We start from the raw sequence: 26,850 nt of genomic DNA, 5'->3' as shown, positions 1-26,850 counted from the left end.
CAATTACTGCCCGACGGCCGCGCGCAGCTTGTCGGCGCGGTCGGTGCTCTCCCACGGCAGGTCGATATCGGTGCGGCCGAAGTGGCCGTATGCCGCGGTAGGTGCGTAGATCGGGCGCAGCAGGTCCAGGTCGCGGATGATCGCGCCCGGACGCAGGTCGAACACCTCGGCGATGGCGGCCGAGATCTTGGCCGGATCGACCGTCTCGGTGCCGAAGGTCTCCACGAACAGCCCGACCGGGGCCGCCTTGCCGATGGCGTACGCCACCTGCACCTCGACCCGCTCCGCCAGCTCCGCCGCCACCACGTTCTTGGCGACCCAGCGCATGGCGTACGCGGCCGAGCGGTCCACCTTCGACGGGTCCTTGCCGGAGAACGCGCCGCCGCCGTGGCGGGCCATGCCGCCGTAGGTGTCGACGATGATCTTGCGGCCGGTGAGGCCCGCGTCGCCCATCGGGCCACCCAGCACGAACTTGCCGGTCGGGTTCACCAGCAGCCGGAAGTCCGAGGTGTTCAGCGGCTCGGGCAGTTCCAGGTCGGCCAGCACCGACTCGACGACCTTCTCCCGGATGTCGGGGGCGAGCAGGTTGTCCAGGTCGATGTCGGCGGCGTGCTGGGTGGACAGCACCACGGTGTCCAGGCGGACCGGCTTGGTGCCGTCGTACTCGATGGTGACCTGGGTCTTGCCGTCGGGACGCAGGTACGGCAGCACCCCGGACTTGCGGACCTCGGTCAGCCGCCGCGACAGCCGGTGCGCGAGCGCGATCGGCAGCGGCATCAGCTCGGGGGTCTCGCGGGTGGCGTAGCCGAACATCAGGCCCTGGTCGCCCGCGCCCTGGCGCTCGATCTCGTCGTCGGAGCCGCCGACGCGGGCCTCGTGCGAGGTGTCCACGCCCTGGGCGATATCCGGCGACTGCGCGCCGATGGCGACGTTCACGCCGCAGGACGCGCCGTCGAAACCCTTTGCCGAGGAGTCGTATCCGATCTCGAGCACCTTCTCGCGCACGATGGTCGGGATGTCGGCGTAGGCCTCGGTGGTCACCTCGCCGGCGACGTGCACCTGGCCCGTGGTGACCAGGGTCTCCACCGCGACGCGGCTGCGGGGGTCCTGCGCGAGCAGCGCGTCGAGGACGGAATCGCTGATGGCATCACAGATTTTATCCGGGTGACCCTCGGTCACGGACTCACTCGTGAATAGCCGGCTACCGGACGTGCGCACAGTTGTTCCCTCTCCCTCAACGGGTCTGTCGTACCGGTTTGCGACAGTAGCGAACTCGCGCCACCGCACAACCCTTTACCTCAGACTATTCCAAACCACCGACGCGGTGCGGTCCCAGCGCCCCACGGTAGTGCCGTCTACCAGCGATTACCGTGAGCGCCACCCGCTACCGCCTCCACAGGGCTCCGTTTTGGCAGTCGGTGCACATTCGCGTGCGATGCCATTGTGCATCGCGCGCGTCCTTGCATGCTAGGCCGAAACCGATTGCGCCTCAGCGCAACAGCGGACCCAGCGCGTCCAGCACGCGGCTGGCGAGCAGGAGCTTCGACCCGTGGTCGAGCGCCTGTTCGGTGCCGTCGGCACCCAGCAGCCAGCCGTCGTTGTTGTCCACCTCGAACGCCTTGCCCTCGCCGACGGCGTTCACGACCAGCAGGTCGCAGCCCTTCCGCTTGAGCTTGGCGCGCGCGTGGGTGAGCACGTCGCCGTGCTCGTCACCGGTCTCGGCGGCGAAACCGACGATGGCCAGGCCGGGCAGCTGCCCGTCGTGGCGGGCCTGGACCAGCCCGGCCAGGATGTCGCGGTTCTTGGTGAGGTCGATGCGGTCGGGCTCGTCGACGCCCTTCTTGATCTTCGCGGCGGCCACGTGGGTGGGCCGGAAGTCGGCGACCGCGGCGGCCATGATCACCGCGTCGGCGCCGGCGGCGTGCTTGTCGACCGCGGCGCCGAGCTGCTCGGCGGTGGTGACGTGCACCAGCTCCACCGCGGCCGGCGGCTCGAGGCCGACGGTGTTGCCCGCGACCAGCGTGACCTGCGCGCCGCGCTGCGCGGCCAGCCGGGCCAGCGCGAAACCCTGCTTGCCGGAACTGCGATTGCCCAGGAACCGCACCGGATCCAGCGGCTCGCGGGTGCCGCCCGCGGACACCACGACCCGGCGGCCCTCGAGGTCGCGCGGCACCGCGTCGGACCGTTCGAGCAGCAGCGACGCCAGCGCGAAGATCTCCTCCGGTTCGGGCAGCCGGCCCGGGCCGGTGTCGGCGCCGGTGAGCCGCCCGGCCGCCGGTTCCATCACGATCGCGCCGTGCGCGCGCAGCGTGGCGACATTGGCGGCCGTGGCCGGGTGCTCCCACATCTCGGTGTGCATGGCCGGCGCGAACAGCACCGGGCATCGCGCCGTCAGCAGTGTCGCGGTGAGCAGGTCGTCGGCGCGGCCCATGGCCGCGCGCGCCATCAGGTCGGCCGTGGCCGGCGCGATCACCACCAGGTCGGCCTCCTGGCCGAGGCGCACGTGCGGCACCTCCGGCACGTCGGCGAAGACGCCGGTCTGCACCGGATTGCCCGACAGCGCCTCGAAGGTCGCCTGGCCGACGAACCGCAGCGCCGACTCGGTGGGGATCACCCGGACGTCGTGCCCGGTCTCGGTGAACTTGCGAACGAGCGAGCAGGCCTTGTAGGCGGCGATTCCGCCGCCCACGCCGACAACGATCCGCATCTGACTAAGCCTCTTCGTCCGGTGGAGATGGGTGGGCGGTGCCGCCGGCGCACCCGCCGCGGCGAACCGCTAGCTCATTCGCCTTCGGAATGCTCGAGCAGGTCGGCGTGGATCTCGCGCATCGCCACCGACAGCGGCTTCTCCTGCAGACCGGGCTCGACCAGCGGGCCCACGTACTCGAGGATGCCGTCGCCGAGCTGGTTGTAGTAGTCGTTGATCTGACGCGCCCGCTTGGCCGCGTAGATGACCAGCGCGTACTTCGACGACGTGCGCTCGAGCAGCTCGTCGATCGGCGGGTTGGTCAGGCCGACCGGAGTGTCGTACGCGGGCGCGGTCTTGGTGTCGCTCACTAGGGAGGCTCCTGCGGGTCGTGGTGGGAAAACGGGGTCTTGCGGCACAGTCGGCGGGCGACGGGGCGATTCCGCCACCCTCATCTCGAATTTGTGCTAACGAACAACGATACCAATTGCTCACAGGCGCTGGTCAGGTCGTCGTTCACGATCACGGTGTCGAACTCGTCACACGCGGCGAGTTCGGTGCGGGCGGTCTGCAGCCGGCGCTCGATCACCTCGGGCGATTCGGTGCCGCGGCCGGTCAACCGCGCGACCAGCTCGTCCCAGCTGGGCGGGGCCAGGAAGACCAGCAGGGCCTCCGGCATGGTGGTCCGGATCTGCCGCGCCCCCGCCAGATCCACCTCCACGAGTACGGGCCGGTTGGCGGCCAGCGCCGCCCGTACGGGCGCGGCCGGTGTCCCGGACCGCTGCAGGCCGCCGTGGATGTCGGCCCACTCGAGCAGTTCCCCCTGTTCGATCATGGCGTCGAACTCGGCCCTCGTGACGAACCGGTAGTCCCGGCCGTCGACCTCCCCGGGCCGCGGGGCCCGGGTGGTGGCCGACACACTGAAGACCAGGTCCGGGAGTCGTTCGCGAACGCACCGGACCACGGTGGATTTTCCGACGGCCGAGGGGCCGACCAGTACTACCAGCCGACCCTTCTGCGAGTGCTCGACCACCCTCGGATCAGGCTTGGTCGAACTTCGCCAGCAACGCCTTGCGCTGGCGATCGCCCAGGCCCCGCAGGCGGCGGGTCGGCGCGATCTCCAGCTCGCTCATGATCTCCGCCGCCTTGACCTTGCCGACCTTGGGCAGGGCCTCCAGCAGCGCCGACACCTTCATCTTGCCGAGGACCTCGTCGGTCTCGGCATCCTTCAGGACCGTCTTCAGGTCGGTGCCGCCACGCTTCAGGCGCTCCTTGAGCTCTGCCCGAGCGCGGCGAGCGGCAGCCGCCTTCTCCAAAGCAGCGGCGCGCTGCTCGTCAGTCAGCTGGGGAAGGGCCACGGTTCCTCCGTCTCATCGTTCATTGCTTAATCTCCCGCCGGTAACCCGGCGGTCTGTGCGACCGTACCCACGCGGCGTGCCGATTGCGAACCCACCCCCCAGGTCAGCGCGGGATTCGGGCAAGCCGGCGGGCTCTCGGGCGCCTCGTCGCGCACACTCGAGCCGGTAGCGCCGATCCTACCGCCGGATCGCCGCGCAACCGCGTGGCCTGCGGTTTTCCGGCCCGGTACCGGGCAGCTGACCGGTTCGCGGGACGAGCGGAGCGGTCGTAATCCACCCGTTATCGCGCGACCAGGACTTTTCTCGATTTTTCGGCGTGTCGCGCGTTTTCGTGCCTGCGTGTCGCGCGGCGAGCGACCTGATCGGGGTCACGGGGCGCGGCGCCGATTCGACCCGGGGGCAGCGAATCGGGGCCTCGCCGGGCCGCTGACAGCGGAAAACACACGGGTGTAGTTCCCGAACTCGCCGGGTACTCAACAAGGTTCAGCGGGGCAATGTCGGCAAACGGACCAGTCTCGTTCTTGCGAGACCGGTCTCGCCCCGTAAAACAGCGGAAGGCCCCCGGAAAACAACCGTGCCGCGGTGGTCACCCACCGCGGCACGAGTTCAGTTCTGCAGAAAGGCGAAGTCGTCGTGCAACTGCCCCAGCCGCTCGCGCAGGGCGGCCACCTCGGGCCCCGCCCGCAGCAGCTCGCGCGACACGTTCGGCAGCACGGCACTGTGGCTGCCCGCCGGGACCAGCGTCCGCACCGCCTCCGCTCCCCCGCCCTGCGCGCCGATGCCCGGCATCAGGATCGGGCCGTTGAGCAGCGACAGGTTCGGGATCTCGCGCAGCGTGGCGCCGACCACGACACCGACCGAGCCGAACTCCGCGCCCACATTGCGCACCGCGGCGTCGTCGACCATGCCCTGGGCGACGGTGCGGCCGTCGGCGGTGACGGTGCGCTGCAACCCCGCCGCCTCCGGGTTGGAGGTGGCCGCCAGCACGAACAGTCCCCGCCGGTTCGCCTCGGCCAGCTCCAATGCCGGTGCGAGCGAACCGAATCCGAGGTACGGCGACACCGTGACGGCGTCGCTGGCCAGCGGCCCGTCCCCGAGCCAGGCGGCGGCGTAGGCGGCCATCGTGGAGCCGATGTCGCCGCGTTTGGCGTCGGCGAGCACCAGGGTGCCGGCGTCGCGCAGCGCGGCGAGGGTGTCCTCGAGCACCATGAAGCCGCCGGAGCCGTACGTCTCGAAGAACGCCACCTGCGGCTTCACCAGCGCGACCTGCCCGCCGAACGCCTCGACGCAGGTGTCGGCGAAGCGCTTCAGACCGTCGATGTCCTCCGAGAGCTCCCAGGCGCGCAGCAATTGCGGATGCGGATCGATGCCGACGCACAGCGGGCCGTGCTCGCGCATCGCCCGGCGCAACCGCGCGCCGAACGAGGTCATCGGTGGGCTGCGGCGAGCCGCGCGCGGGCTTCGGGCACCCCCGCGAGCCGGGCGTCGGACGCGGTGGCCGCGAGTTCGCGGTCCGCCGCGGCCAGTTCGCGGTCGATCGCGGCGAGTTCGCGGTCGATGGCCGCCAGCTCCCGCTCGGTCGCCGCCGCCTCGGCGTCGATCGGCGGCTCGCGATCGATGGGCGGATTGGCGCGGAAGCCGACGGTGCTGTACCCGCCGACCTTGCGCATCAGCCGGACGTCCCCGCCGCCCGGCGCGGACCCGGGGGCGCTGTCGAACGCCCGGCGTCGCGGCTTCACTCGTCCCGCGCCTACCGGCCGCGGTCCCGCGCCAAACCCGATGGTTGCCACCGTTGTCTCCTTCTGAACTCAGGCCCGAAGTACGGCGTGCAGCTCCTGCAGGGAGCGCACCCCGATACCGCCGTTGATCGTTGCCTCGATACCCTGCACGGCCGCGGCCGCGCCCTGCACCGTCGTAATGCACGGAATGCTCACACCCACCGCGGCGCTGCGGATCTCGTATCCGTCCACGCGCGGCCCCGAATTGCCGTAAGGGGTATTGAACACTATGTCGATTTCCCCCTCCTTGATGCGGTCGACGATCGTGGGCTCGCCCGACGGTCCCGGCTCGGAGTGCTTGCGCACCGGTTCGCACGGAATCCCGTTGCGCCGCAGCATTTCCGCGGTGCCGTCGGTGGCCAGGATCCGGAAGCCCAGATCGTGCAGCCGCTTGACCGGGAACACCATCGCCCGCTTGTCGCGGTTGGCGATGGAGACGAACACGGTCCCCGCGACCGGCAGCGAGCCGTAGGCCGCGGCCTGGCTCTTGGCGAAGGCGGTGCCGAAGTCGGCGTCGATGCCCATCACCTCGCCGGTGGACTTCATCTCCGGCGAGAGCAGCGAGTCGATGCCGGTGCCGTCGGGGCGGCGGAACCGGTGGAACGGCAGCACCGCCTCCTTGACCGCGACCGGCGCGTCCAGCGGGGCGTGCCCGCCGTCGCCCTCGGCGGGCAGCATGCCCTCCTTGCGCAGCTCGGCGATGGTGGCGCCCAGCATGATTCGCGCCGCGGCCTTGGCCAGCGGCACCGCGGTGGCCTTGGACACGAACGGCACCGTCCGGCTCGCCCGGGGGTTGGCCTCGAGCACGTACAGCACGTCGTCCTTGAGCGCGTACTGCACATTGAGCAGGCCGCGCACGCCGATGCCCTGCGCCAGCGCGGCGGTGGAGCGGCGCACGGCCTCGATGTCGCTGCGGCCCAGGGTGATCGGGGGCAGGGCGCACGCCGAGTCGCCGGAGTGGATGCCGGCCTCCTCGATGTGCTCCATCACCCCGCCCAGGTAGACCTCCTCGCCGTCGCACAGCGCGTCGACGTCGATCTCGATGGCGTCCTCCAGGAACCGGTCCACCAGCACCGGGTGCTCCGGGCTCAGCTCGGTGGCGCGGGAGATGTAGCCCTCCAGCGAGTTCTCGTCGTAGACGATCTCCATGCCGCGCCCGCCCAGCACGTAGGACGGGCGGACCAGCACCGGATACCCGATCTCGGCGGCGATGCCCTTCGCCTCGTCGAAGGTGGTGGCGGTGCCGTACTTCGGCGCGGGCAGCCCGGCCGCGACCAGCACGTCACCGAATTCGCCGCGGTCCTCGGCCAGGTCGATGGCCGCCGCGGAGGTGCCCACCACGGGTACGCCGGCGTCGGTGAGCCGCTGCGCCAGGCCCAGCGGGGTCTGGCCGCCGAGCTGCACGATCACGCCCGCGACGGTGCCGGACGCGCTCTCGGCGTGGTACACCTCGAGCACGTCCTCGAAGGTGAGCGGCTCGAAGTAGAGGCGGTCGGCGGTGTCGTAGTCGGTGGAGACGGTCTCGGGGTTGCAGTTGACCATCACCGTCTCGTACCCGGCCTGCGAGAGGGTCTGCGCGGCGTGCACGCAGGAGTAGTCGAACTCGATGCCCTGGCCGATGCGGTTCGGCCCGGAGCCGAGGATGATGACCTTGTCGCGCTCGGGCTGCGGCGCGACCTCCGACTCCGCGGCCGGGTCCAGCTCGTAGCTGGAGTAGTGGTACGGCGTCTTGGCCTCGAATTCCGCGGCGCAGGTGTCGACGGTCTTGTACACCGGGCGCACGCCGAGGCGGTGGCGCAGCTCGCGCACCCCGGACTCACCGGCCAATTCCGGTCGCAGCGCGGCGATCTGGCGGTCGGACAGGCCGTAGTGCTTGGCCCGGCGCAGCAGCCGCTCGTCGAGGACCGGCGCGGCGAGGATGTCGATGCGCAGGTCCACCAGCGCGGCGACCTCGGCCACGAACCACGGGTCGATGCCCGAGGCGGCGGCGACGTCCTCGATGCTCGCGCCCAGCCGCAGCGCCCGCTCGACCTGATAGATGCGACCCTCGGTGGGGGTGCGCAGATCCTCCAGAATCGCCGCGGGGTCGGTCCAGTCGCCGTCGGGCAGGGTCCAGAAGCCGGTGGCCTTGGTCTCCAGCGAGCGCAGCACCTTGCCGAGCGCCTCGGCGAAGTTGCGGCCCAGGCTCATCGCCTCGCCGACCGACTTCATAGTGGTGGTCAGCGTCGGGTCGGCGCCCGGGAACTTCTCGAACGCGAACCGCGGCGCCTTGACGACCACGTAGTCGAGCGTCGGCTCGAAGCAGGCCGGGGTCTCCTTGGTGATGTCGTTGACGATCTCGTCGAGGGTGTAGCCGATGGCCAGCTTGGCGGCGATCTTGGCGATCGGGAAGCCGGTCGCCTTCGAGGCCAGCGCCGACGAGCGCGAGACGCGCGGGTTCATCTCGATGACGATCAGGCGGCCGTCGCGCGGGTCGACCGCGAACTGGATGTTGCAGCCGCCGGTGTCCACGCCGACCTCGCGCAGGATGGCGATGCCCAGGTCGCGCATCTTCTGGTACTCGCGGTCGGTGAGGGTCATGGCCGGGGCGACGGTCATCGAGTCGCCGGTGTGCACGCCCATCGGGTCGACGTTCTCGATCGAGCACACCACCACGACGTTGTCGCGGCCGTCGCGCATCAGCTCGAGCTCGAATTCCTTCCACCCCAGGATGGATTCCTCGATGAGCACGTTGGCCGTCGGGGACGCGGCCAGGCCGCCGCCGGCGATGCGGTCGAGGTCCTCGTCGTTGTAGGCCATGCCCGAGCCCAGCCCGCCCATGGTGAACGAGGGCCGCACGACCACCGGGAAGCCCAGTTCCGCAACGGTTTCGCGGACCTCTTCCATGGTGTAGCAGACCTTGGAGCGCGCCGACTCGCCGCCGACCTTGGCGACGATGTCCTTGAACTTCTGCCGGTCCTCACCGCGCTGGATGGCCTCGAAGTCGGCGCCGATCAGTTCCACGCCGTACTTCTCCAGCACGCCGCGCTCGTGCAGCGCGACGGCGGTGTTCAGCGCGGTCTGGCCGCCCAGCGTCGCGAGAATCGCGTCGGGGCGCTCCTTCTCGATGACCTTCTCGACGAATTCCGCCGTGATGGGCTCGACGTAGGTGGAGTCGGCGAACTCCGGGTCGGTCATGATGGTGGCCGGGTTCGAGTTGACCAGCGAGACGCGCAGTCCCTCGGACCGCAGCACCCGGCACGCCTGGGTGCCCGAGTAGTCGAACTCGCAGGCCTGGCCGATCACGATCGGGCCCGAGCCGATCACCAGGATGTGGTGTAGATCCTCGCGGCGGGGCATCAGGCTCCTTCCATGAGACCGGCGAAACGGTCGAAGAGATAGGCGGCGTCATGGGGCCCGGCGGCGGCTTCCGGGTGGTACTGCACGGAGAAGGCGGGGCCGTCGACCAGCCGCACGCCCTCGACGGTGCCGTCGTTGGCGCAGGTGTGGCTGACCTCGGCGGGGCCGAACGGCGTATCGAAGCGCTGCCCGGCCTCGCCCTCGAGCGCGAATCCGTGGTTCTGCGCGGTGATGGAGACCTGCCCGGTGGCGTGGTCGATCACCGGCACGTTGATGCCGCGGTGGCCGAACTTCATCTTGTAGGTGCCCAGCCCGAGCGCGCGGCCGAGGATCTGGTTGCCGAAGCAGATGCCGAACAGCGGGATCCGTTCGCCCAGAACGGCTTTGGTGAGTTCCACCGCGTCGTCCTGAGTGGCCGGGTCGCCGGGTCCGTTGGACAGGAAGACCCCGTCGGGCTGCAATTCCTTGATCCGGTCCAAGGTGACGCCCGAGGGCACCACGTGCACCCGGATGCCGCGCTCGGCGAACATGCGGGGAGTGTTGGTCTTGATCCCGAGGTCGACCGCGACCACGGTGAACCGGTGCTCGCCGGCGGGCTCGATGGTGTAGACGTCGTCGGTGCTGACCTCGCCGGCCAGGTCGGCGCCCAGCATCGAGGCCTGGCCGATGACCCGGCCCAGCAGCTCCTCCACCGAGGCCTCGGCGGCGGCGCCGGAGAAGATGCCCGCCTTCATCGACCCGCGGGTGCGCAGGTGGCGGACCAGCGCGCGGGTGTCGATCCCCGCGATGCCGACCACGTCCTGGCGGCGCAGTTCCTCGGGCAGCGAGGTGGTGGCGCGCCAGTTGGAGACCCGGCGCGCGGGGTCGCGCACGGCGTACCCGGCCACCCAGATCTTCGTCGACTCGTCGTCCTCGCCGTTCCAGCCGGTGTTACCGATCTGCGGCGCCGTCGCCACCACGATCTGCCGGTGGTAGCTGGGGTCGGTCAGCGTCTCCTGGTACCCCGTCATCGCGGTGCAGAACACCGCCTCGCCCAGCGTCTCGCCCTCGGCGCCGAAGGCCGAGCCGCGGAATACGCGCCCGTCCTCCAGCACCATCACCGCGTTGCTCACGTGTTCTCGTCTCCCGTCTTCGTGCCGGTCGCGCTGTTGGTCCACGCCGGATACACCGTCTTGTCGTCACCGCGGAATCCGGTGTCCACCTCGGTCCCGGTCGGCAGCGTCCAGCGAATTACCAGCACACCATCTTCCGTCATCACCTTGCCCGCGTGGCCGCGTTCGGTGCGCACCGCGGTCACCGATTCCTGCGGAATCCAGAGCGCGGCCGCGCCGTCGCGTTCGAGCAGGATGCCGCGCTCGAACCGGGTGAGTTCCGCCGTCGCCCGGAATCCCAGATCGCCCACCGTGATCCGCTGGATCCAGCTCGGCGCGAGGGTGCTGCCCAGGTACAGGCCCGTCGTCGGTTCCAGCAGCTGCGCGCCGAGGTCGGCGGGCACCGCGGGCAGTTCGCCGATCGAGGACGCCTGCCTGCGCGCCTTCCGCTGCCACGCCCCGTACATCAGCCACAGGCACAGCGCGAACAGCGCCACGAACGCGAGCACCCACAGTGTTCGCTCCATCAGGATCTCTCTCTCGCCGCCGACGCGCCGCGCTCGCGCTGCCGGGCCTTGCCGTCGCGGGCGGTGACCCGGCCGCGCAGGAACGTCGCCGTCACCCGCGCGGGCAGGGTCATCGCCTCGTACGGCGTGTTCTCCGAAATGCTCGCGAGCTCCGTTGCCCGCACCGTCCACGAGGTGGCCGGGTCGATCAGCACCAGGTTCGCCGGTTCGCCGACCGCGAGCGGCCGGCCCTGATCGTCGAGTCCCGCGATCCGCGCGGGGTTCTCGCTCATCACGCGGGCGACGCCGCGCCAGTCCAGCAGCCCCGGCTCGACCATCGTCTCGACGACGATCGACAGGGCGGTCTCCAGGCCGAGCATGCCCGGCCGGGCCGCGGCGAACTCGCAGCACTTGTCCTGCGCGGCGTGCGGCGCGTGGTCGGTGGCGACGCAGTCGAGCACGCCGTCGGCCAGCGCCTGGCGCAGCGCGGCCACATCGGCGGCCTCGCGCAGCGGCGGGTTCACCCGGTTCACCGCGTCGTAGGTCTCCAGCCGCGAGTCGTCCAGCAGCAGGTGGTGCGGGGTGACCTCGGCCGTGATCGAAATGCCTTGGCCCTTCGCCCATTTCAGCAGCTCCACGGTGCCCGCGGTGGACGCGTGGCAGATGTGCACGCGGGCCCCGGCGTCGCGGGCCAGCAGCGCGTCGCGGGCCACGATCGACTCCTCCGCGGCACGCGGCCAGCCGGCCAGACCCAGCCGCGCGGCGGTCGGTCCCTCGTGCGCCACCGCGCCGTCGGTCAGCCGCGGCTCCTCCGCGTGCTGGGCGATGAGCACGCCGAGCGAGTTCGCGTATTCCAGCGCGCGGCGCATGATCAGCGGGTCGTAGACGCAGTGGCCGTCGTCGGAGAACATCCGGACCCCGGCCTCGCCGGCGGCCATGGTGCCCATCTCCGCCAGCTGCTTGCCCGCCAGCCCGACGGTGACCGCGCCGACCGGGTACACGTCGACCAGGCCGACCTCCTGCCCGCGCCGCCACACGTGGTCGGTGACCACGACGCTGTCGGCGACCGGGCTGGTGTTGGCCATCGCGAACACGGCGGTGTAGCCGCCCAGCGCCGCTGCGGCCGAACCGGATTCGATGGTCTCGGTGTCCTCGCGGCCGGGCTCGCGCAGGTGGGTGTGCAGGTCCACGAACCCCGGCAGCAGGTACTGCCCGGTGCCGTCGACCGTCTCGGCCTCGACCACGCCCAGATCCGTGCCGATCTCGCGGATCTCGCCGTCGGCCAGCAGCACGTCGACCGGGTCGCCCGCGCCGTACAGGCGCACGTTCTTGATCAGCACGTTGCTCACGCCACTGCCTCCCCCGCCCCGATCAGCAGCCGGAACAGCACCGCCATCCGCATATGAACTCCGTTGGTAACCTGTTGCAGCACAGCGGCTTTGGGTGAATCCGCCACCGACGCCGCGATCTCCATGCCGCGCAGCATCGGGCCCGGGTGCAGCACCACCGCGTGCTCGTCCAGCAGCGCCAGCCGCCGCTCGTTCAGCCCGTAGTTGACCGAGTACTCGCGAGCCGACGGGAAGAATCCGCCGTTCATCCGCTCGGCCTGCACCCGCAGCATCATCACCGCGTCCGCGCCGGGCAGTTCGGCGTCCAGCGCGTGCGACACCCGCACCGGCCACCCGTCCACCCCGACCGGCAGCAGCGTACGAGGCGCGACCAGCACCACGTCGGCGCCGAGAATGCTCAGCAGGAACGCGTTCGACCGCGCGACCCGGCTGTGCAGGATGTCGCCGACGATCACCACGCGCTTACCGTCCAGGGTACCGAGGCGCTGGCGCAGGGTCAGCGCGTCGAGCAAGGCCTGGGTGGGATGCTCGTGCGTGCCGTCGCCGGCGTTGATCACCGCGGGGCCCGGTCCGGCGAAACCGCCCGCGCCGGAAGCCATTTCACCGAACCAGCGGGCGATCTGATGCGCCGCGCCGGAGGCCGGGTGCCGCACGATCAGCGCGTCGGCGCCGGCGGCGTGCAGGGTCAGCGCGGTGTCGCGCAGCGATTCGCCCTTGGACACCGAGGAACTCGACGCGCTCACGTTGATCACGTCCGCGCTCATCCACTTCCCCGCGACCTCGAACGACACCCGGGTGCGGGTGGAGTTCTCGAAGAAGACGGTCATCACCGTGCGCCCGCGCAGCGTCGGCAGCTTGCGCACCTCGCGCCCGAGCAGCGCCTGCTCGAACCGCTGCGCGTCGTCGAGCAGTTCGGTGGCCGCCGCGCGGTCCAGATCGGTGACCGAGAGCAGATGCCTCACTGCTCCCCTCCCTGGTGCAGGTACACGCCGTCGCGGCCGTCGTGTTCGGTCAACAGCACGGAGATGTCCTCACTGCGGGAGGTGGGCACGTTCTTGCCGACGTAGTCGGCGCGGATGGGCAGTTCGCGGTGGCCGCGGTCGATCAGCACGGCCAGCTGCACCGCGCGCGGGCGGCCGAGATCGCGCAGGCCGTCGAGCGCCGAGCGCACGCTGCGGCCGGAGAACAGCACGTCGTCGACGAGCACGACGAGGGTGTCCTCGATGCCGCCCTCGGGGACCGAGGTGCGCTCCAGCGGCCGGTGCGGGCGGTTGCGCAGGTCGTCGCGGTAGAGGGTGATGTCGAGCGAGCCCAGGGCCGGGCGGACGCCGGAGAATTCCTCGATCCGGTCGGTCAGCCGGGCGGCGAGCGTGGTGCCGCGGGTGGGGATTCCGATCAGCACCACCCGGGGCGCGTCGGGATCGGCGGAATCCAGGGCGGTCTTCTCGATGATCTGGTGCGCCATGCGCGCGATGGTTCGGCCGACATCCCGGGGCGACAGCAACTCGCGCCCGGCCTCGACCCATTCGGGGTCGTGCCGCTGCGAATACTCGCCGGCATTCGACCTGGCTGCCCGGTCTTCGGGCACAGCCATGCCGACCTCCTTCCCCGCCTCGCAGGACGGTCCGTTAAAGGATGTCTTTCGAGCAGAGAGCCTAGCAGCGCGCCCGCAAACGCACGGCATCGGGGGTGCCGCTGTGAGCGCCGCCACCTGCGCGGATGCCGACACATGGCGCGTCCCGGCCGCCGGGAAGCGCGGCGGGCGCGTGCCGCACAGCGGTTCATACGGTGCATACCCGAACTGCAACCTGTGTCATGCTCGACGGGTGAGCAACGATGCCGACTTCAGCGAACCGCGCCGACTCACCTTCCGCGGCCAGGGCGGAATCCGCCTCGCCGCGGACAGCTGGGGTCCCGACGACGGGCCGCTCGCGGTGTTCCTGCACGGCGGCGGCCAGACCCGGCACTCCTGGAAGGACTCCGGCGCCGCGCTGGCGAAGGTCGGGCTGCGGGCGGTGCTGCTGGACGCGCGCGGGCACGGCGAGAGCGACTGGGCCCCGGACGGCGACTACACCCGCGAGGCCATGACCGCCGACCTGCTCGGCGTCCTGGCCGAACTCGGCCGGCCCGCGATCCTGGTCGGCGCCAGCATGGGCGGGCTGACCAGTCTGCTGGCCACCGCGCGGCCCGGCCACGAGCTGATCGCCGGCCTGGTCCTGGTCGACGTGGTGCCGCGCCCCGAGCACAAGGGCGTGGAGCGGGTGCTGAAGTTCCTCGGCGGCCACCCCGAGGGTTTCGCGACCCTCGACGAGGCGGCCGACGCGGTCGCGGAGTACCTGCCGCACCGCGCCCGCCCGCGCACCACCGACGGCCTGCGCCGCAATCTGCGGCAGCGCGCGGACGGCCGCTGGTACTGGCACTGGGATCCGGCGATGATGGCCGGCCGCGGCGAGGACATCGAACTGCACACCGCGGTGCTCGAGGACGCGGCCCGGCAACTGACGATGCCCGTGCTGCTGGTGCGCGGGCGGCTGTCGGACGTGGTCAGCGAGCAGGGGGTGGCCGAATTCCGGCGACTGGTCCCGCATCTCGAGTACGTCGAGATCGGCGGCGCGGCGCACACCGCCGCCAGCGACGTCAACGATCAGTTCTCCGACGCCGTCGTCGATTTCGTGCGCGCCCACCAGGGCTGAGACGACCTCACTGGCGGTAGGTGGCGAGGAAGCGGCCGATGCGCTCGATGATCGCCTCCAGTTCGTCGGCGTGCGGCAGAGTGACGATCCGGAAGTGGTCGGGCCGTGCCCAATTGAAGCCCGTGCCCTGCACGATGTGCAGCTTCTCCTGCAGCAGCAGGTCCAGCACGAAACGCTCGTCGTCGTGGATCGGGTACATGTCGAGGTCGATGCGCGGGAAGGCGTAGAGCGCGCCCTTGGGCCGCACGCACGACACCCCCGGGATCGCGGTGAGCGCCTCCCAGGCGCGGTCGCGCTGTTCGCGCAGCCGCCCGCCCGGCAGGGTCAGGTCGTGAATGCTCTGGTAGCCGCCCAGGGCGGCCTGAATCGCTTGCTGCGCAGGAACATTCGCGCACAGGCGGAGCCCGGCGAGCATCGTCAGGCCCTCCAGGTAGTTCGCCGCGTGCTGGGTGGGGCCAGACACCACCAGCCAGCCGGAGCGGAAGCCCGCGCAGCGGTAGGTCTTCGACAGGCCGGAGAACGTCAGGCACAGCAGATCCGGGGCGAGCGAGGCGGTGGCGACGTGGTGGAGGTCGTCGTAGAGGATCTTGTCGTAGATCTCGTCGGAGAACACCACCAGGTGATGCCGCCGCGCGATCTCCAGGATGCCGCGCACCACCTCGGGCGGGTACACCGCGCCGGTGGGGTTGTTCGGATTGATGATGACGATCGCGCGGGTGCGGTCGGTGACCTTCGCCTCGATGTCGGCGAGATCCGGGTACCAGTCGGCGGATTCGTCGCACAGGTAGTGCACCGGGCGGCCGCCGTTGAGGGTGGTCGCCGCGGTCCACAGCGGGAAGTCCGGGGCGGGCACGAGCACCTCGTCGCCCGTCTCGAGCAGCGCGGTCATCGCCATCATGATCAGTTCGGAGACGCCGTTGCCGAGGAACACCTCCTCGACGTCGACATCGTGCACGCCCAGGGTCTGGTAGTACTGCACCACCGCGCGCCGCGCCGGGAGCAGGCCCTTCGAGGCGCAGTAGCCGCTCGACGCCGGCAGGTTGCGGACGATGTCCTGCAGGATCTCCGCGGGGGCCTCGAAACCGAACAGCAGCGGGTTGCCGGTGTTGAGCTTCACCACGTGATGGCCCTCGGCCTCCAGGCGCGCCGCCTGCTCGGCCACCGGTCCGCGGATTTCGTACGAGACACCCGTCAGCTTGCTCGACTGCTTGACCTGCATGAACATCCCTTCTCGGTGCGAACGCCGCCCACTCTACTTGGAAACTCCAAGTATGCACTTGGATTTTCCAAGCGCCCGGCTAGAGTGGGGTCGTGCCACGCCGAAGCTACGACCACTACTGCGCCGCCAGCCGCGCCCTGGATGTGGTGGGCGACCGCTGGAGTCTGCTCGTGGTCCGCGAATTGTGTTCTGGCCCGCGCCGTTACAGCGATCTGTTCGCCGACCTGCCCGGCATCAGCACCGACGTGCTGGCCGCGCGGCTGCGGGAACTCGAACGCGACGGCATCCTGACCAAGCAGCGGGTCGGACCGCGCGCGACGACCGCGGTCTACGAACTCACGCCCGCGGGGCTGGGCCTGCGCCCGGTGCTGGAGGCGTTGTCGGCGTGGGGAACTGGGCGGCTCGGCGAACGCCGGCCCACCGACGCCGTGCGCGCGCACTGGTTCGCGCTGCCCCTCGGCCGCGCCGTCGCGCGCCGGATCACCCGCGGCACGGTCACCGTGCGGATCGGCGAGACGGTGTTCCACCTGATCGTCGGCGACGCGGGGGTCACCCACCACGACGGCCCCGCCGCGACCGCCGATCTCGAACTCCACCTCGATCTGGCCACCGCCACCGCCGTCGCCACGGGCACGCTGGACCTCGCCGACGCGGCCCCGGGCGCGCAGTGGCCGTGAGGACGTGACGCGCCGGCCCCCGGCATGATGCCGGGAGCCGACGGTTGTGCCGACCGTGCGACCCGTCGAGGCCCGGGGCTACTCCGCCGGGGTCACGGCGCGGGTGTCGGCCCACTGCGCGGGCGCGGGGCCGAAAGCGTTGTGGACGTTGGTGATCACGCTCTTCGCCAGGGCGCGGTTGCCGGCCGCGCCGATGATCGCGCCGAGGCCGGCGGGCAGCGTCTTGCCGAACAGGAGGACGCCGCGTTTGGCGATGAACTGCACGATGAAGCGTTTCGCCAGCGTGTTGTCGATGGATCGGACCACCGGCAGGCGGTCGGCGACCACGGCGGCCCAGTCCTTCGCCGACTCGCCGGCGCGCTTGCCCAGCAGTTCCGCGCCGCTCTCCCCGACCACCACGCCGACCACCACGGCGCGGCGTTCGCGCGGCGACATCGATTCGATGCCGTGCACCGCGCCGGTCGACAGCGCGTAGAACGCCGAGGCCTCCAGGAAGAACACCGAATCGGCGGCGCTGACCCCCAGCCCGATCAGCGTCCCGATGCCCGGCACCGCGGCGCTGAGCCCGGCCACCGTGCCGCTGGCCATCACCAGCAGCAGGTAGCGCGACTCCAAGCCGCGCACCAGGTCCTCGGGCGCCCGGTCCGGGTGGCGGCGCCGCATCCGGGCCACGTACTTCTCGGCCAGCGGCACCTGCAATCCGGTGCCTCCGCGAAGGACCAGCTCGACCGATTTCTGCAGCGCGCGTTCGAACATCCGGGTCTCCTACTCGTCGACTCGCCCGAGAATACGAGTAGCCCGTGGTGCTCGTGTCACACCGACACGCGCACGCGGCGACGAGTCAGCGCAGGTCGTCGCCGTCGAGAATGCGCCGGGCGAGCGCGGGGAGGTGCTCGCCGGTGACGAACGAGCGGGCCCGCATCAGGGCGAGCGCGGTATCGGCCGGGCAGCGGTGTTCCGCCGCGATCATGCCGACGGCCCGGTGCACGAGTGCCAGCGCGTCGGCCTCGTCGGAGGCGGGGTGCGGCAGGCCGAGGCCCGGGTCGGCGGCATCGACGAGGATCGTGTTGGCGAGAGCGTCGGCGAGGAGGACGGCCGCCGAAGCGGTCGCGTCGTCGAGGTGCGGGCGGGCACCGAAGGCGCACAGCGCACCCGTCGTGTGCGGATCGGTGCCGGGCAGCGGGACCGCGACGACGGCGTTGATGCCCAGGTCGGCGACGGCCGGCCCGAACATCGGCCACCGGTCGGTCAGCTCCGCGCCGCAGGCCAGCACGGGGCGCTGCGCGGCGACGGCGGCGCGAGCGGGACCGTCCCCGAGGGACAGCTCGATATCGTGCGCGGCTTCGGACCGCCGGTCCGACGCGGCGATCATGATCTCGCTGCGCCGCCGGTCGAACAGCGTCAAGGTGGCACTGTCCACATCGAGTTCGGCGGCGACCGCGGCCATCAGTACCGGCGGCACCGCGCCGCGCGGACCGGTGCGCCACTGCCGCAACTGGTCGGCGTGCTGCAGATACAGGCGGGCACAGGCGAGGTGGCGGTGCTCGATCCGACGGTGCCGCTCGGCCAGCCGCCACTGTGTCTCGCCCAGGATGGTCGGCGTCCGTCCGGCTCGGGCCTCGCACTGCGCGGCGACCAGGCCGGCGCGCGCCGCGCGCCGCAATTCGCCGAAGAGACGCTGCCAGGCCCGGGCCTCCGGATCGTCGTCCTCCGCGTTTGACGCCACGTCAGCCCGGCTTCCTCGTCGTCATCGGCGCCGGGCACGGCTATCGACTCGGCCCGGCAGGCACAACCGCTGTCGATGATGGCAGACGAAGGCGGGCCGCGCCGCCCCGGCTACAGCGACGCTCCAGCGTGTCGGCGCCGGTGGTGGTTTGATGTCGCACCGAGACGGCAACGCTGCCTTCGAGTTCGGCTCTCGGCACGCCGCGGCGACGCGTGCTCGGCAGCGAGCCGGCTCGTCGACCCACGACGGAGGAACGGAGCGGATCCGCATGCACACGCCAGCCCAGCACGGCCATTCCGCGCTCGGCCGCACCGCCGACTGCGCCCGGCTGGCCTCGGCCATCGCCGCAGCGCTACCGGGGCGACCCGCGGTGGGTATCGCGGCGGTCGGCGGCGGCGGTCTGCACACGGCCGCGGCGTCGAGCCCGCGCGCGCGCCTGCTGGAGGAGACACAGCTGATCCACCTCGGCGGCCCCGGGCGCGACGCGGCCGCGGGCGGCCGCCCGGTCCTGGTCGCCGACATGGTCCTGGAAACCCAGTGGGACGCCGACTTCCGCCGCGACATCCGGATTCTCGACGTGCGCTCGCTCTACTGCCGGCCCGTCACCGGCGGCACCGGCACCCTCGGTGTCCTCACGCTGTACGGCACCCGGCCCAACGCCTTCGCCCCCACCGTCGACCACTTGCTACGGCCCTTCCAGTCGCCGCTCACCGACGCGCTGCGCCGCCTGCGCTCCCGGTCTCGCTGAGGGCTGTTCGAAACGCTCCCAGGCGGTTCGCCGGGCGCCCTGGCGCCGCGGGCTTTTTCCGGCCGCCTCACAATTCGGTGCGCTGTTTCGTCGATTCTGGTGAGGGCGCGACGACCGAAGGAGCCGACACCATGACCGATCCGCAGCCGCGCACGGTGTTCGACGAACGCCGTCAGCTGATCAATCTGGCCTATCGCCTGCTCGGCTCGCTGGCCGAGGCGGAAGACGTGGTGCAGGAGACCTACGCGCGCTGGTACGCGCTGCCGGAGGCGCGGCGGCAGGAGGTGGCGGCGCCCGGCGCCTGGCTCACCACGGTCGCCAGCCGGCTCTGCCTGGATCTGCTCGGCTCGGCCCGCGCCCGGCGGGAACGCTATGTGGGCGAATGGATTCCGGAGCCGGTGCCCGACGGCGCCGAGTGGCCCGGCGGTTCCGCGCTCGCCGACCCCGCCGACCGGGTGACCCTCGACGAGTCGATCGGCATGGCCTTCCTCGTGGTGCTCGATGCGATGACGCCGGCGGAGCGAGTGGCGTTCGTGCTGCACGACGTGTTCCGCTACAGCTTCGCCGAGGTCGCCGACATCGTCGGGCGCACGCCCGCGGCCTGCCGCCAGCTCGCCTCCTCCGCGCGCCGCCGCATCCGCTCCGCGCCCGCGCCGACGCCCACCCGGACCGCCGAGGTGGTCCGCGGTTTCAAACACGCCTGGGAGAGCAAGGACATCGAGGCGCTGATCGGCCTGCTGGACCCGCAGGCGATCGCGACGTCCGACAGCGGCGGCCTGGTCCCGGCGTTCCGGCAGCCGATCGAGGGCGGCGAGCGCATCGCCCACGCCTGGCTCGAGATCGCCGCTCGCGCCCCGGAGGTCACGCTGCGCGAGCGCACCGTCAACGGCCAGCCGGGCCTGGTGGCCGAACTCGCGGGCACCGTCGTGTCGGTCTACGCCTTCGAGGTCGACGGCTGGCAGATCACCCGCATCTGGGTGGTCCGCAACCCGGAGAAGCTGCGGCACTGGGCGGCGGGGTGAGCGGCCTCGCCGCAAGCGAGCCGCGCGGTTCACGCACTGCCGACCAGGTCCAGCGGCGCGGTTCGGTAGCGGCCCGGCGCTGTGCCGTACTCGCGTTTGAAGGCCTTGGCGAACGCGAATTCCGAGGTGTAGCCGACCCGTTGGGCGACCGAGCGCAGCGGGATGTCGCCGGAACGGAGCAGTCGTCCGGCCAGCGTCATGCGCCACCAGGTCAGATACGCCAGCGGGGCGCGGCCGACCAGCTCGGTGAAGCGGCGCGCGAAGGCGGCGCGCGACAGCCCGGCCAGGGCGCCCAATTCCGCTACCGTCCAAGCACGTTCGGGGTTGGTGTGGATCGCGCGCAGGGCGTCGGCGACGGGACGGTCGGCCAGGGCGGCGGCCCAGCCGGTGTGCGGGGTGCCGTCGTCCTGCACGCCCAGCCACCACGCGCGCAGGATGTACAGCAGCAACGTGTCCAGCAACGACACCACGACGGCGTCCGAACCCGGTTGCGCCTCTTCGAGTTCCGCGCCGAGCAGCTCCACCGCCGCCCGCAGGGAACGCTGCGACCCCACCCGGGCGGGCAGGTGCACCACCTCCGGCAGGTCGGCGAGCAGCGGGTGCGCGCGCCGGCGATCGAGCCGGTACGCGCCGCACAGCATGACGGTGACGGGAGCGTCGGGCGGCGGAGACTCGCGCACGGGCGGCGGCCAGGACCCGTCCGGCAGCGGCCGCACCTCGCGCAGGGGCGCGGCGGGGTCGCTGGCCAGGGCGTGGCCGCGACCGTGCGGCAGGAACACGATGTCGCCCGGCCCGAGCGGAATCGGCTCGTCCTGTTCACGCGGCGGGAGCAACCAGGCCGAACCCTGCAGCACGACATGGAATCCCGCGCCGTCGGAGGCGGGGAAGCGCATGCCCCACGGCGCGTACCGGTCTTGGCGCGAGGAGTGCGGACGGCCGGTGCGCATGGCCGCGACGGCGCCGCTGAGAACATCCAGACCCATATCCGAACGATAGCCGTCCCGCGATCGGCGAGACGAACGGATATTTCCGCGAGACTTCCACGCATAGATCATCTTCGAGCCGATCCATACCGTCGAAGGCATGACAACCGACACGAGCACCGCACGCACCGTCGTCTTCCACGAACTCGGCGACCCCGACGTGCTGACCATCGAGGACCTCGCGCTGCCCACCCCCGGGGCGAAGGAGGTCCGTCTCCGCGTCGAAGCGCTCGGCCTCAATCGCGCGGAGGCGCTGTTCCGGGCGGGCACCTACTACTACCTGCCGACGCTGCCCGGTTCGCGGCTCGGCTACGAGGCCTCCGGTGTCGTCGAGGCCGTCGGCGCGGAGGTCACCGAATACACTGTGGGAGACGAGGTTCTGACCGGCCCCAATATCGAGATGAGCGCGGCGGGGGTGTACGCCGAGCGCGTGGTGCTGCCGGTGCACTCGGTGGTCCCGCGCCCGGCGGGCCTCGACGCGGTCACCGGCGCGGCGACGTGGCTGACCTACTCCACGGCCTACGGCGGCATGGTGGAGACCGGCGGCCTGCGGCCCGGCGACCACGTGCTGATCACCGCCGCCTCGAGCGGTGTCGGCATCGCCGCGCTGCAGACCGCGGCCCGTCTCGGCGCGATCCCGATCGCGGTGACCAGAACCGGCGAGAAGAGCCGGCAGCTCCTGGACAACGGGGCGGCGCACGTGATCGCCGCCGCGGAGACGGACGTGGCGGCCGAGGCACGCCGCCTCACCGGCGGCACGGGCGTGCAGCTGATCTTCGACGCCGTCGGCGGCCCCGGTCTGGCCGAATTGGCCACGGCCGCAGCCCAGGACGGCACCATCGTCGTCTACGGCTGGCTCGACCGCCGCCCGATGGCCATGCCCATGAACTGGCCGCTGCACGTGCACGGCTACGCCAACATGGAGCTGTCGGCCACCGCCGCGGGCCGCCGCCGCATCGATCACTGGATCGCCTCCGGCATCCGCGACGGGGTGCTGCGTCCCCAGGTCGGCGCGGTCTTCGACGGCCTGGACAGCATTCGCGACGCCCACCGGCTGATGGAGTCCAGCACCCACACCGGCAAGATCGTCGTCCGGCTCTGACCGGCGCGGGTCACCGCTGCGCGCCGATCGTGTACGCGAGCCGTTCGACGACCTCGGTGGCCAGCACCGCCTGACCCGATGTCGAGAAGTGGATCCGGTCCGCGCTGAGCAGGTTGTCCCGGTCGTTGAGGGGGTGATCCCACATGTCGACGACCACGGCGTCGTACTCGGCGGCGACGCGGCGGGTGAGGTCGTTCATGGCCCGGATCCGTTCATCCCAGTCCGAAAACGCTGGCACGGCAAAGGCTTTCCCGAGGGTGAAGGTGGTGAGCAGGGCGCGCGTACCGGCCGCGAGGTCGTACATGCGCCGCATCGCCTTCTCGATCTCCTCGAAATCGAGGCGGCGCCGCAGGATGTCGTTCGCGCCGCACGGCAGATGCAGCAGGTCCGGGCCGAATTCGCGAATGCGGTCGAATTGCCGGTCCACGGTCTGCTCGGTGGTCGCCCCCACCTCGGCGGTGTTGAGATAGCGCAACTCGGGGCGCACGCGCCGCAGCACCGCCGCGACCCGATCGGGCCAGCCCTGGTTCGCGTACCCGGGCGTGGGGTCGCCCACGCCGCCCGACAGGCTGTCGCCGACCACGCCGAACCGTCGCCAGGGCGCGTCGAAAAGCAAAGCGGCGGCGGTGGTTTCGGACAGGCAGAGCGGGTCCGTGTGTTCGGTGATCATCGAATTGTTCCTCTTCGATCCGATTACGCCCGGCGGGCGCGGGGCCTGATTCCGAGGGCCGTCGCCGCGCTCGCCGCGGCGACGAGGGCGACGAACACCCAGCCGTGCCGGAACGCGCTCAGCATCCGGTCGTCGGCGGCGTCGAGCGAGCCGAGCAGGGCGATCAGCACGGCGACGCCGAGTACGTAGCCGAGCTGGCGGGCCGTGTTCACCACCGCGCTGCCGGTGGCGGAGCGGTCCGGCGGCAGATCGACCGCGGCGGCGGCGATCATGCTGGGCAGCGCCAGGCCGATGCCGACACCGGAGACCACCCAGCCGGGCAGCACCTCGAGGCCGTACCGCACCGGCGTGGCGGCGCTGACCAGCACGAGCGCCACACCGGCCGCGAACAGCGCATTGCCCAGCGCCACCACGGCTCCCACCGGAATCCGGGTGATCAGCCGCTGGCCGACGGCGGCGAAGATCGGCACCATCGCCGGGCCCGGAACCAACGCGAGGCCGGTGCCGAGGGCGTCGAAACCGGCCGCGTTCTCCAGCCACAGGGCGATGCTGAGGAACCACGCCCCGAACGCGGTGCAGAAGGCCAGCACGGTGACGTTGGCCCACCGGAACGTCGGCACCCGGAACAGCTCCGGCGGCACCACCGGATCCGGGTGCCGCCGCATCCGCGCCACGAACAGGACCGCGCCGACCGCGGCGACGACCAGCGCGCCGACCGTTCCCGCACCGGCCCACGACCATTCGCCGCTCTGCACCAGGCCCAGCGACAGCGCCCCGATCGCCACGATCAGCAGCGCCACTCCCAGCAGGTCGGGCACCCGCGCCGGAATCCGCTGGTGCAGATTCGGCACCAGGAGCACGGCCGCGATCCCGGCCGCCACGCCCACCGGCAGATTGATCAGGAACACCCAGCGCCACGACGCCTCGACCAGCGCCCCGCCGACCACCGGCCCGAGCGCCGCGGCGAACGAACTCGTCGTCGCCCAGATCTTCACCGCGCCCGGCACCCGCGCCGGCGGCAGCACCGTCAACAGCAAGCCCAGGCTCGCTGGTGTCAGGGCGGCGGCCCCGATCGCCTGCACTACGCGGAAGGCCACCAGCGCCCACAGCGACGGCGACGCCGCCGCGGCCACGCTCGCCAGCGTGAACACGCCCAGCCCGGCCAGGAATCCAGCCTTGCGCCCGAACCGATCCGAGAAGCGCCCGGCCGGAATCAGCAGCGCCGCATAGACGATCGCGTATCCGTTGAGCACCCAGCTGACATCGGCCAGCGAGGAACCCGGATACGACTCCGCGATCTTCGTGAACGCGACGTTCACCACGAACACGTCCAGCATCGCCATGAACGCGGCCGCGCACAGCACCCACACGATCGCGGTCGAGCGGTCCCGGACCGGTCGCGACGGCGTCGTCTCGGTGGTCGCGGTCCGCTCGGCTGCCATGCCATCCATCGGGCATCCCTTCTCTTCGGCACCGGTTCGGCGGCACGCGCCGAACCTCGCGTAAGCATACGGTCGATCGTATGTCTTTTGCAACGGCGCGTGGAAAGAACCCGGGAATCGCCAGGTGGGTAGTGGTGCAGACCGAAGATCGGGACTGCTCTACGAGCTCTCGCGCGACAGCAGCGTGAGCAGCAGATCGAAGGTGCCGGACATGTCGACGGTGTCGTCGAGCAGCCATTGCAGTTGCAGGCCGTCCATGACGGCGATGAGCAGGCGCGCCAGCGCACCCCGCCCCGCCACGACAACCCCTGCACCGGACTGACCTGCACACCCACCGACCTACCGGCGGCCCTACCCAGGCTCTGAATACGTTGCGCGGGAATCGGTTTCGATGCGCAGCAGGCGTCGGCTGCCGCGTCGCGCCGTCATTCGGATGGTGTCACCGGGTCCAGTCGGACGATGGGGATCGTTCGACCGGCCGCCGCGGCGATCCGGCGGAACTTGGCATAGGGCGCGAAGACCGCACCTCCGAGGCGCCACAGTCGTTCTCGCTCGGTGGCGTCGCGCACGACGGAGGCGCGCATCGGCAGGCCGTCGAATCGAACGTCGGGGTTCTTCCGCAGGTTGTGATACCAGCCCGGGTTGTGCGGACGGGCGCCGTTGAGGGCGATGACGACCACCTGCTCGCCGTCGTGGAAGTACAACACCGGATTGCGGCGCGGCACACCGGTTCTCGCACCGCGCGTTTCCAGGAATGCCGTGGGCAACAACACCGGAAGCCCGAAGCGGCCGCCGGTCGCGCGCAGCACGTACGGGTCGAGTTTCCAGAAGACGCGCGGCATGAGACGCCGGATCGGTTCGGAGCCGACGAGTCCGGCGAACGCGCGATAGAGCCGGCCGCGACGGCGGTGGGGATCGACGTATCTCGGCACGGCTAGTCCTCGAAGGGCGCGGTGGCGATGGTGAGGTCGGACAGGCCGTAGCGGTGGAACAACCACATCCGGCCGTGCGGGACGGCCGCGGCTTCGGCGCGGACGCGGCGGGCGCACTCGCGTTTGAACCCGGTACGCGGAAACTGCGAAATGACTTGGGTGCGAATGTTTTCCGGGATGTCCCACAAGCGCAGGCCGACGACGTCGAGGGCCGCGGCGGACGCGAGCAGAAACGCCTCGGGCCCGGCGTCGAGGGTGACTCCCGGGGTGTGGTGCATGCAGATCGCGTCACCGAGGAGAGCTCGGCGGCGGGGTTCGAGGTGGTGGCGTTCGGCGACGTCGGCCGCGATGTCGCTGCCTCCGACGGTGAAATCGATCCCGGGCGTTCGGGTCGGCCAGCAGGCGTCGTGCAGCAGCGACGCGACATACACTGCCTCGCGGTCGAATTCGAGCCGATGCACCGCGGCGAGCGCCGCGGCCCAGGCGTAGGTGCGCCGGGAGTGCTCGAAGACCGGCGGCGACAACAGTTCTCGCGCGGTGTCGTGCGCGTCCCGCGCGAGCACCGAGTCCGGGGCGGCCAGCTCGCCCGGGTCGACGCGGACGCCGTGGGCGGGATCGCGGCCGAAGGCCAGCCGCGCCCGCCCGGGCACGCTGGCCGGATGGCTGGGACCGTTCGTCATTCGAGTCTCCCGAACGCCGTCAGGACGGGTGAAGGGGCGGTCCGATACCGCCCACGCTCACGGTAACAGAAGTTCTCGAAGTCTAGAGAACTTTTTGAAGTACGGTTCGTTTCCTCTCCATGCTGCTACGGTCGGGGTGTGGCGCGACGTTCGTACGAGCAGTTCTGTGGACTGGCCCATGCGCTGGACGTCGTCGGCGAGCGGTGGACGCTGCTGATCGTGCGCGAACTGATGTCCGGTCCGAAGCGGTACTCCGACCTCGCCGCGGCCCTCGAAGGCATCGGCACCGGCTTGCTCGCGGGCCGCGTCCGGCAGCTCGAGACCGACGGCATCGTCCGGCGCAGACTCCTCGACCCCCCGGCCACCGCGGTGGTGTACGACCTCACCGCCACCGGCCGCGAACTGGCTCAGGTGGTGATTCCGCTGGCGCTGTGGGGCGCTCGGCATTTCATGGGCGAGGAACGGACGACGCCCGGCGAAAGTTACCGCGCCGAATGGACACTGGTCTTCCTCGCCGACGCCATCGGCCGCGCGGCACCGCCGAACCTGGCCGCCGACTACGACTTCCACATCGACGACAGCACCGCCCGCCTGCGCATCGCGGCGGGACAGGCCGCCGTCGTCCCCCGCGACGACACACCCCCCGCCGCCGAATTGCGGTGCGACTCCGCCACCGTGGCCGCCATCGCGGGCGGCCGGACCACCATCCCCGACGCCGTCGGCGACGGACGACTCCAGGCCGAAGGCGATCCCGAGGCGCTGCGCACACTGCTCACACTCATGGAGACGCGACTGAACGGCTACCGCGGACCAGTCGAGAACGCGGGCGGGTAAAGGCGTCATCGACAA

General features: G+C 71.2%; 27 protein-coding genes and 1 pseudogene. 6 read left to right on the top strand and 22 right to left on the bottom strand.

The features are described 5' to 3' along the window. Window positions 1–3 precede the first annotated feature (3 nt). From metK to pyrR, 13 genes and pseudogenes are all read right to left on the bottom strand, one after another. Window positions 4–1,218 carry a methionine adenosyltransferase gene (metK, locus tag IU476_RS02655; protein ID WP_195096119.1) on the bottom strand — a complete coding sequence of 405 codons (1,215 nt, stop codon included), beginning with the start codon at window positions 1,216–1,218 and terminating at the stop codon, window positions 4–6. 271 nt (window positions 1,219–1,489) lie between these two features. Next, window positions 1,490–2,713 (bottom strand): annotated as a pseudogene (gene coaBC, locus IU476_RS02650) (bifunctional phosphopantothenoylcysteine decarboxylase/phosphopantothenate--cysteine ligase CoaBC); the annotation flags it as partial. Between the two features lie 68 nt (window positions 2,714–2,781). Continuing rightward, the gene (gene rpoZ / locus IU476_RS02645) at window positions 2,782–3,135 is read right to left on the bottom strand and encodes a DNA-directed RNA polymerase subunit omega (protein WP_438943975.1); all 354 of its coding nucleotides are present in this window, start codon (window positions 3,133–3,135) and stop codon (window positions 2,782–2,784) included. Between the two features lie 2 nt (window positions 3,136–3,137). Continuing rightward, a complete protein-coding gene (gene gmk / locus IU476_RS02640; RefSeq protein ID WP_195096112.1) occupies window positions 3,138–3,719 on the bottom strand; it encodes a guanylate kinase in 582 nt (193 codons plus the stop codon). Window positions 3,720–3,726: 7 nt separating this feature from the next. Beyond that, window positions 3,727–4,044, bottom strand: coding sequence for an integration host factor, actinobacterial type (gene mihF / locus IU476_RS02635; RefSeq protein WP_068018717.1), 318 nt, complete (start codon window positions 4,042–4,044; stop codon window positions 3,727–3,729). 606 nt (window positions 4,045–4,650) lie between these two features. Next, entirely contained in the window at window positions 4,651–5,475 is an 825-nt protein-coding gene (pyrF, locus tag IU476_RS02630) for an orotidine-5'-phosphate decarboxylase (protein ID WP_195096110.1), read from the bottom strand. After that, window positions 5,472–5,783, bottom strand: coding sequence for a hypothetical protein (locus IU476_RS02625; RefSeq protein WP_195096108.1), 312 nt, complete (start codon window positions 5,781–5,783; stop codon window positions 5,472–5,474). The genes pyrF and IU476_RS02625 overlap by 4 nt, the downstream gene beginning before the upstream one ends. A gap of 69 nt (window positions 5,784–5,852) precedes the next feature. Beyond that, complete coding sequence (gene carB / locus IU476_RS02620) at window positions 5,853–9,161, bottom strand: carbamoyl-phosphate synthase large subunit (RefSeq protein WP_195096106.1); 3,309 nt, start codon at window positions 9,159–9,161, stop codon at window positions 5,853–5,855. After that, window positions 9,161–10,258, bottom strand: coding sequence for a glutamine-hydrolyzing carbamoyl-phosphate synthase small subunit (gene carA / locus IU476_RS02615; RefSeq protein ID WP_195097367.1), 1,098 nt, complete (start codon window positions 10,256–10,258; stop codon window positions 9,161–9,163). Before carA ends, carB begins: the two co-directional genes overlap by 1 nt. Window positions 10,259–10,269: 11 nt before the next feature. Beyond that, complete coding sequence (locus tag IU476_RS02610) at window positions 10,270–10,779, bottom strand: PH-like domain-containing protein (RefSeq protein WP_195096104.1); 510 nt, start codon at window positions 10,777–10,779, stop codon at window positions 10,270–10,272. Next, a complete protein-coding gene (locus IU476_RS02605; protein ID WP_195096102.1) occupies window positions 10,779–12,107 on the bottom strand; it encodes a dihydroorotase in 1,329 nt (442 codons plus the stop codon). Before IU476_RS02605 ends, IU476_RS02610 begins: the two co-directional genes overlap by 1 nt. Next, a complete protein-coding gene (locus tag IU476_RS02600; protein ID WP_195096100.1) occupies window positions 12,104–13,069 on the bottom strand; it encodes an aspartate carbamoyltransferase catalytic subunit in 966 nt (321 codons plus the stop codon). Before IU476_RS02600 ends, IU476_RS02605 begins: the two co-directional genes overlap by 4 nt. Further along, window positions 13,066–13,701 (bottom strand): bifunctional pyr operon transcriptional regulator/uracil phosphoribosyltransferase PyrR, encoded by a 636-nt coding sequence (gene pyrR, locus IU476_RS02595; RefSeq protein WP_195096099.1) that lies wholly within the window; start codon window positions 13,699–13,701, stop codon window positions 13,066–13,068. The genes IU476_RS02600 and pyrR overlap by 4 nt, the downstream gene beginning before the upstream one ends. Window positions 13,702–13,933: 232 nt before the next feature. Between pyrR and IU476_RS02590 the strand changes: the two genes are divergently transcribed. Continuing rightward, window positions 13,934–14,800: an alpha/beta fold hydrolase gene (locus tag IU476_RS02590; protein ID WP_324193827.1), complete on the top strand. Its 867-nt coding sequence runs from the start codon at window positions 13,934–13,936 to the stop codon at window positions 14,798–14,800. A gap of 7 nt (window positions 14,801–14,807) precedes the next feature. Here IU476_RS02590 and IU476_RS02585 read toward each other — a convergent pair whose 3' ends face one another. Next, the gene (locus tag IU476_RS02585; RefSeq protein WP_195096097.1) at window positions 14,808–16,019 is read right to left on the bottom strand and encodes a pyridoxal phosphate-dependent aminotransferase; all 1,212 of its coding nucleotides are present in this window, start codon (window positions 16,017–16,019) and stop codon (window positions 14,808–14,810) included. Between the two features lie 92 nt (window positions 16,020–16,111). Here IU476_RS02585 and IU476_RS02580 point away from each other — a divergent pair, with 92 nt between their 5' ends. After that, window positions 16,112–16,696: a winged helix-turn-helix transcriptional regulator gene (locus IU476_RS02580; RefSeq protein WP_195096096.1), complete on the top strand. Its 585-nt coding sequence runs from the start codon at window positions 16,112–16,114 to the stop codon at window positions 16,694–16,696. 78 nt (window positions 16,697–16,774) lie between these two features. Here the strand turns inward: IU476_RS02580 and IU476_RS02575 are convergent, their stop codons facing one another. Together IU476_RS02575 and IU476_RS02570 are read right to left on the bottom strand one after the other, a co-directional pair. Next, window positions 16,775–17,452, bottom strand: coding sequence for a YbdD/YjiX family protein (locus tag IU476_RS02575; RefSeq protein WP_195096095.1), 678 nt, complete (start codon window positions 17,450–17,452; stop codon window positions 16,775–16,777). 85 nt (window positions 17,453–17,537) lie between these two features. Continuing rightward, window positions 17,538–18,422, bottom strand: coding sequence for an ANTAR domain-containing protein (locus tag IU476_RS02570; protein WP_195096094.1), 885 nt, complete (start codon window positions 18,420–18,422; stop codon window positions 17,538–17,540). Window positions 18,423–18,690: 268 nt separating this feature from the next. Between IU476_RS02570 and IU476_RS02565 the strand changes: the two genes are divergently transcribed. Together IU476_RS02565 and sigJ are read left to right on the top strand one after the other, a co-directional pair. After that, window positions 18,691–19,170: a GAF domain-containing protein gene (locus IU476_RS02565; RefSeq protein ID WP_195096092.1), complete on the top strand. Its 480-nt coding sequence runs from the start codon at window positions 18,691–18,693 to the stop codon at window positions 19,168–19,170. A 131-nt stretch (window positions 19,171–19,301) separates the two neighbouring features. Beyond that, window positions 19,302–20,192: an RNA polymerase sigma factor SigJ gene (gene sigJ, locus IU476_RS02560; protein WP_195096089.1), complete on the top strand. Its 891-nt coding sequence runs from the start codon at window positions 19,302–19,304 to the stop codon at window positions 20,190–20,192. Window positions 20,193–20,221: 29 nt separating this feature from the next. Here sigJ and IU476_RS02555 read toward each other — a convergent pair whose 3' ends face one another. Beyond that, window positions 20,222–21,169, bottom strand: a complete 948-nt coding sequence (locus IU476_RS02555; protein WP_195097365.1) for an AraC family transcriptional regulator — start codon at window positions 21,167–21,169, stop codon at window positions 20,222–20,224. 106 nt (window positions 21,170–21,275) lie between these two features. Here IU476_RS02555 and IU476_RS02550 point away from each other — a divergent pair, with 106 nt between their 5' ends. Further along, window positions 21,276–22,277 (top strand): zinc-dependent alcohol dehydrogenase family protein, encoded by a 1,002-nt coding sequence (locus IU476_RS02550; RefSeq protein ID WP_195096087.1) that lies wholly within the window; start codon window positions 21,276–21,278, stop codon window positions 22,275–22,277. Window positions 22,278–22,287: 10 nt separating this feature from the next. Here the strand turns inward: IU476_RS02550 and IU476_RS02545 are convergent, their stop codons facing one another. From IU476_RS02545 to IU476_RS02525, 5 genes are all read right to left on the bottom strand, one after another. Further along, complete coding sequence (locus IU476_RS02545; protein WP_195096085.1) at window positions 22,288–22,947, bottom strand: SGNH/GDSL hydrolase family protein; 660 nt, start codon at window positions 22,945–22,947, stop codon at window positions 22,288–22,290. A 23-nt stretch (window positions 22,948–22,970) separates the two neighbouring features. Further along, window positions 22,971–24,389, bottom strand: a complete 1,419-nt coding sequence (locus IU476_RS02540) for an MFS transporter (protein WP_195097364.1) — start codon at window positions 24,387–24,389, stop codon at window positions 22,971–22,973. 159 nt (window positions 24,390–24,548) lie between these two features. After that, entirely contained in the window at window positions 24,549–24,689 is a 141-nt protein-coding gene (locus IU476_RS02535; protein ID WP_228822960.1) for a hypothetical protein, read from the bottom strand. A 125-nt stretch (window positions 24,690–24,814) separates the two neighbouring features. Then, window positions 24,815–25,321, bottom strand: coding sequence for a nitroreductase/quinone reductase family protein (locus tag IU476_RS02530; protein WP_195096083.1), 507 nt, complete (start codon window positions 25,319–25,321; stop codon window positions 24,815–24,817). A gap of 2 nt (window positions 25,322–25,323) precedes the next feature. Continuing rightward, entirely contained in the window at window positions 25,324–26,001 is a 678-nt protein-coding gene (locus IU476_RS02525) for an HD domain-containing protein (RefSeq protein ID WP_195096080.1), read from the bottom strand. A gap of 138 nt (window positions 26,002–26,139) precedes the next feature. Here IU476_RS02525 and IU476_RS02520 point away from each other — a divergent pair, with 138 nt between their 5' ends. Then, entirely contained in the window at window positions 26,140–26,835 is a 696-nt protein-coding gene (locus IU476_RS02520; RefSeq protein WP_195096078.1) for a winged helix-turn-helix transcriptional regulator, read from the top strand. Window positions 26,836–26,850: the final 15 nt, after the last annotated feature.

Origin of the sequence: Nocardia blacklockiae (assembly GCF_015477355.1) — a bacterium.
Taxonomy (GTDB): Bacteria; Actinomycetota; Actinomycetes; order Mycobacteriales; family Mycobacteriaceae; genus Nocardia; species Nocardia blacklockiae.
This window is presented reverse-complemented; position numbering and strand designations above follow the sequence as displayed.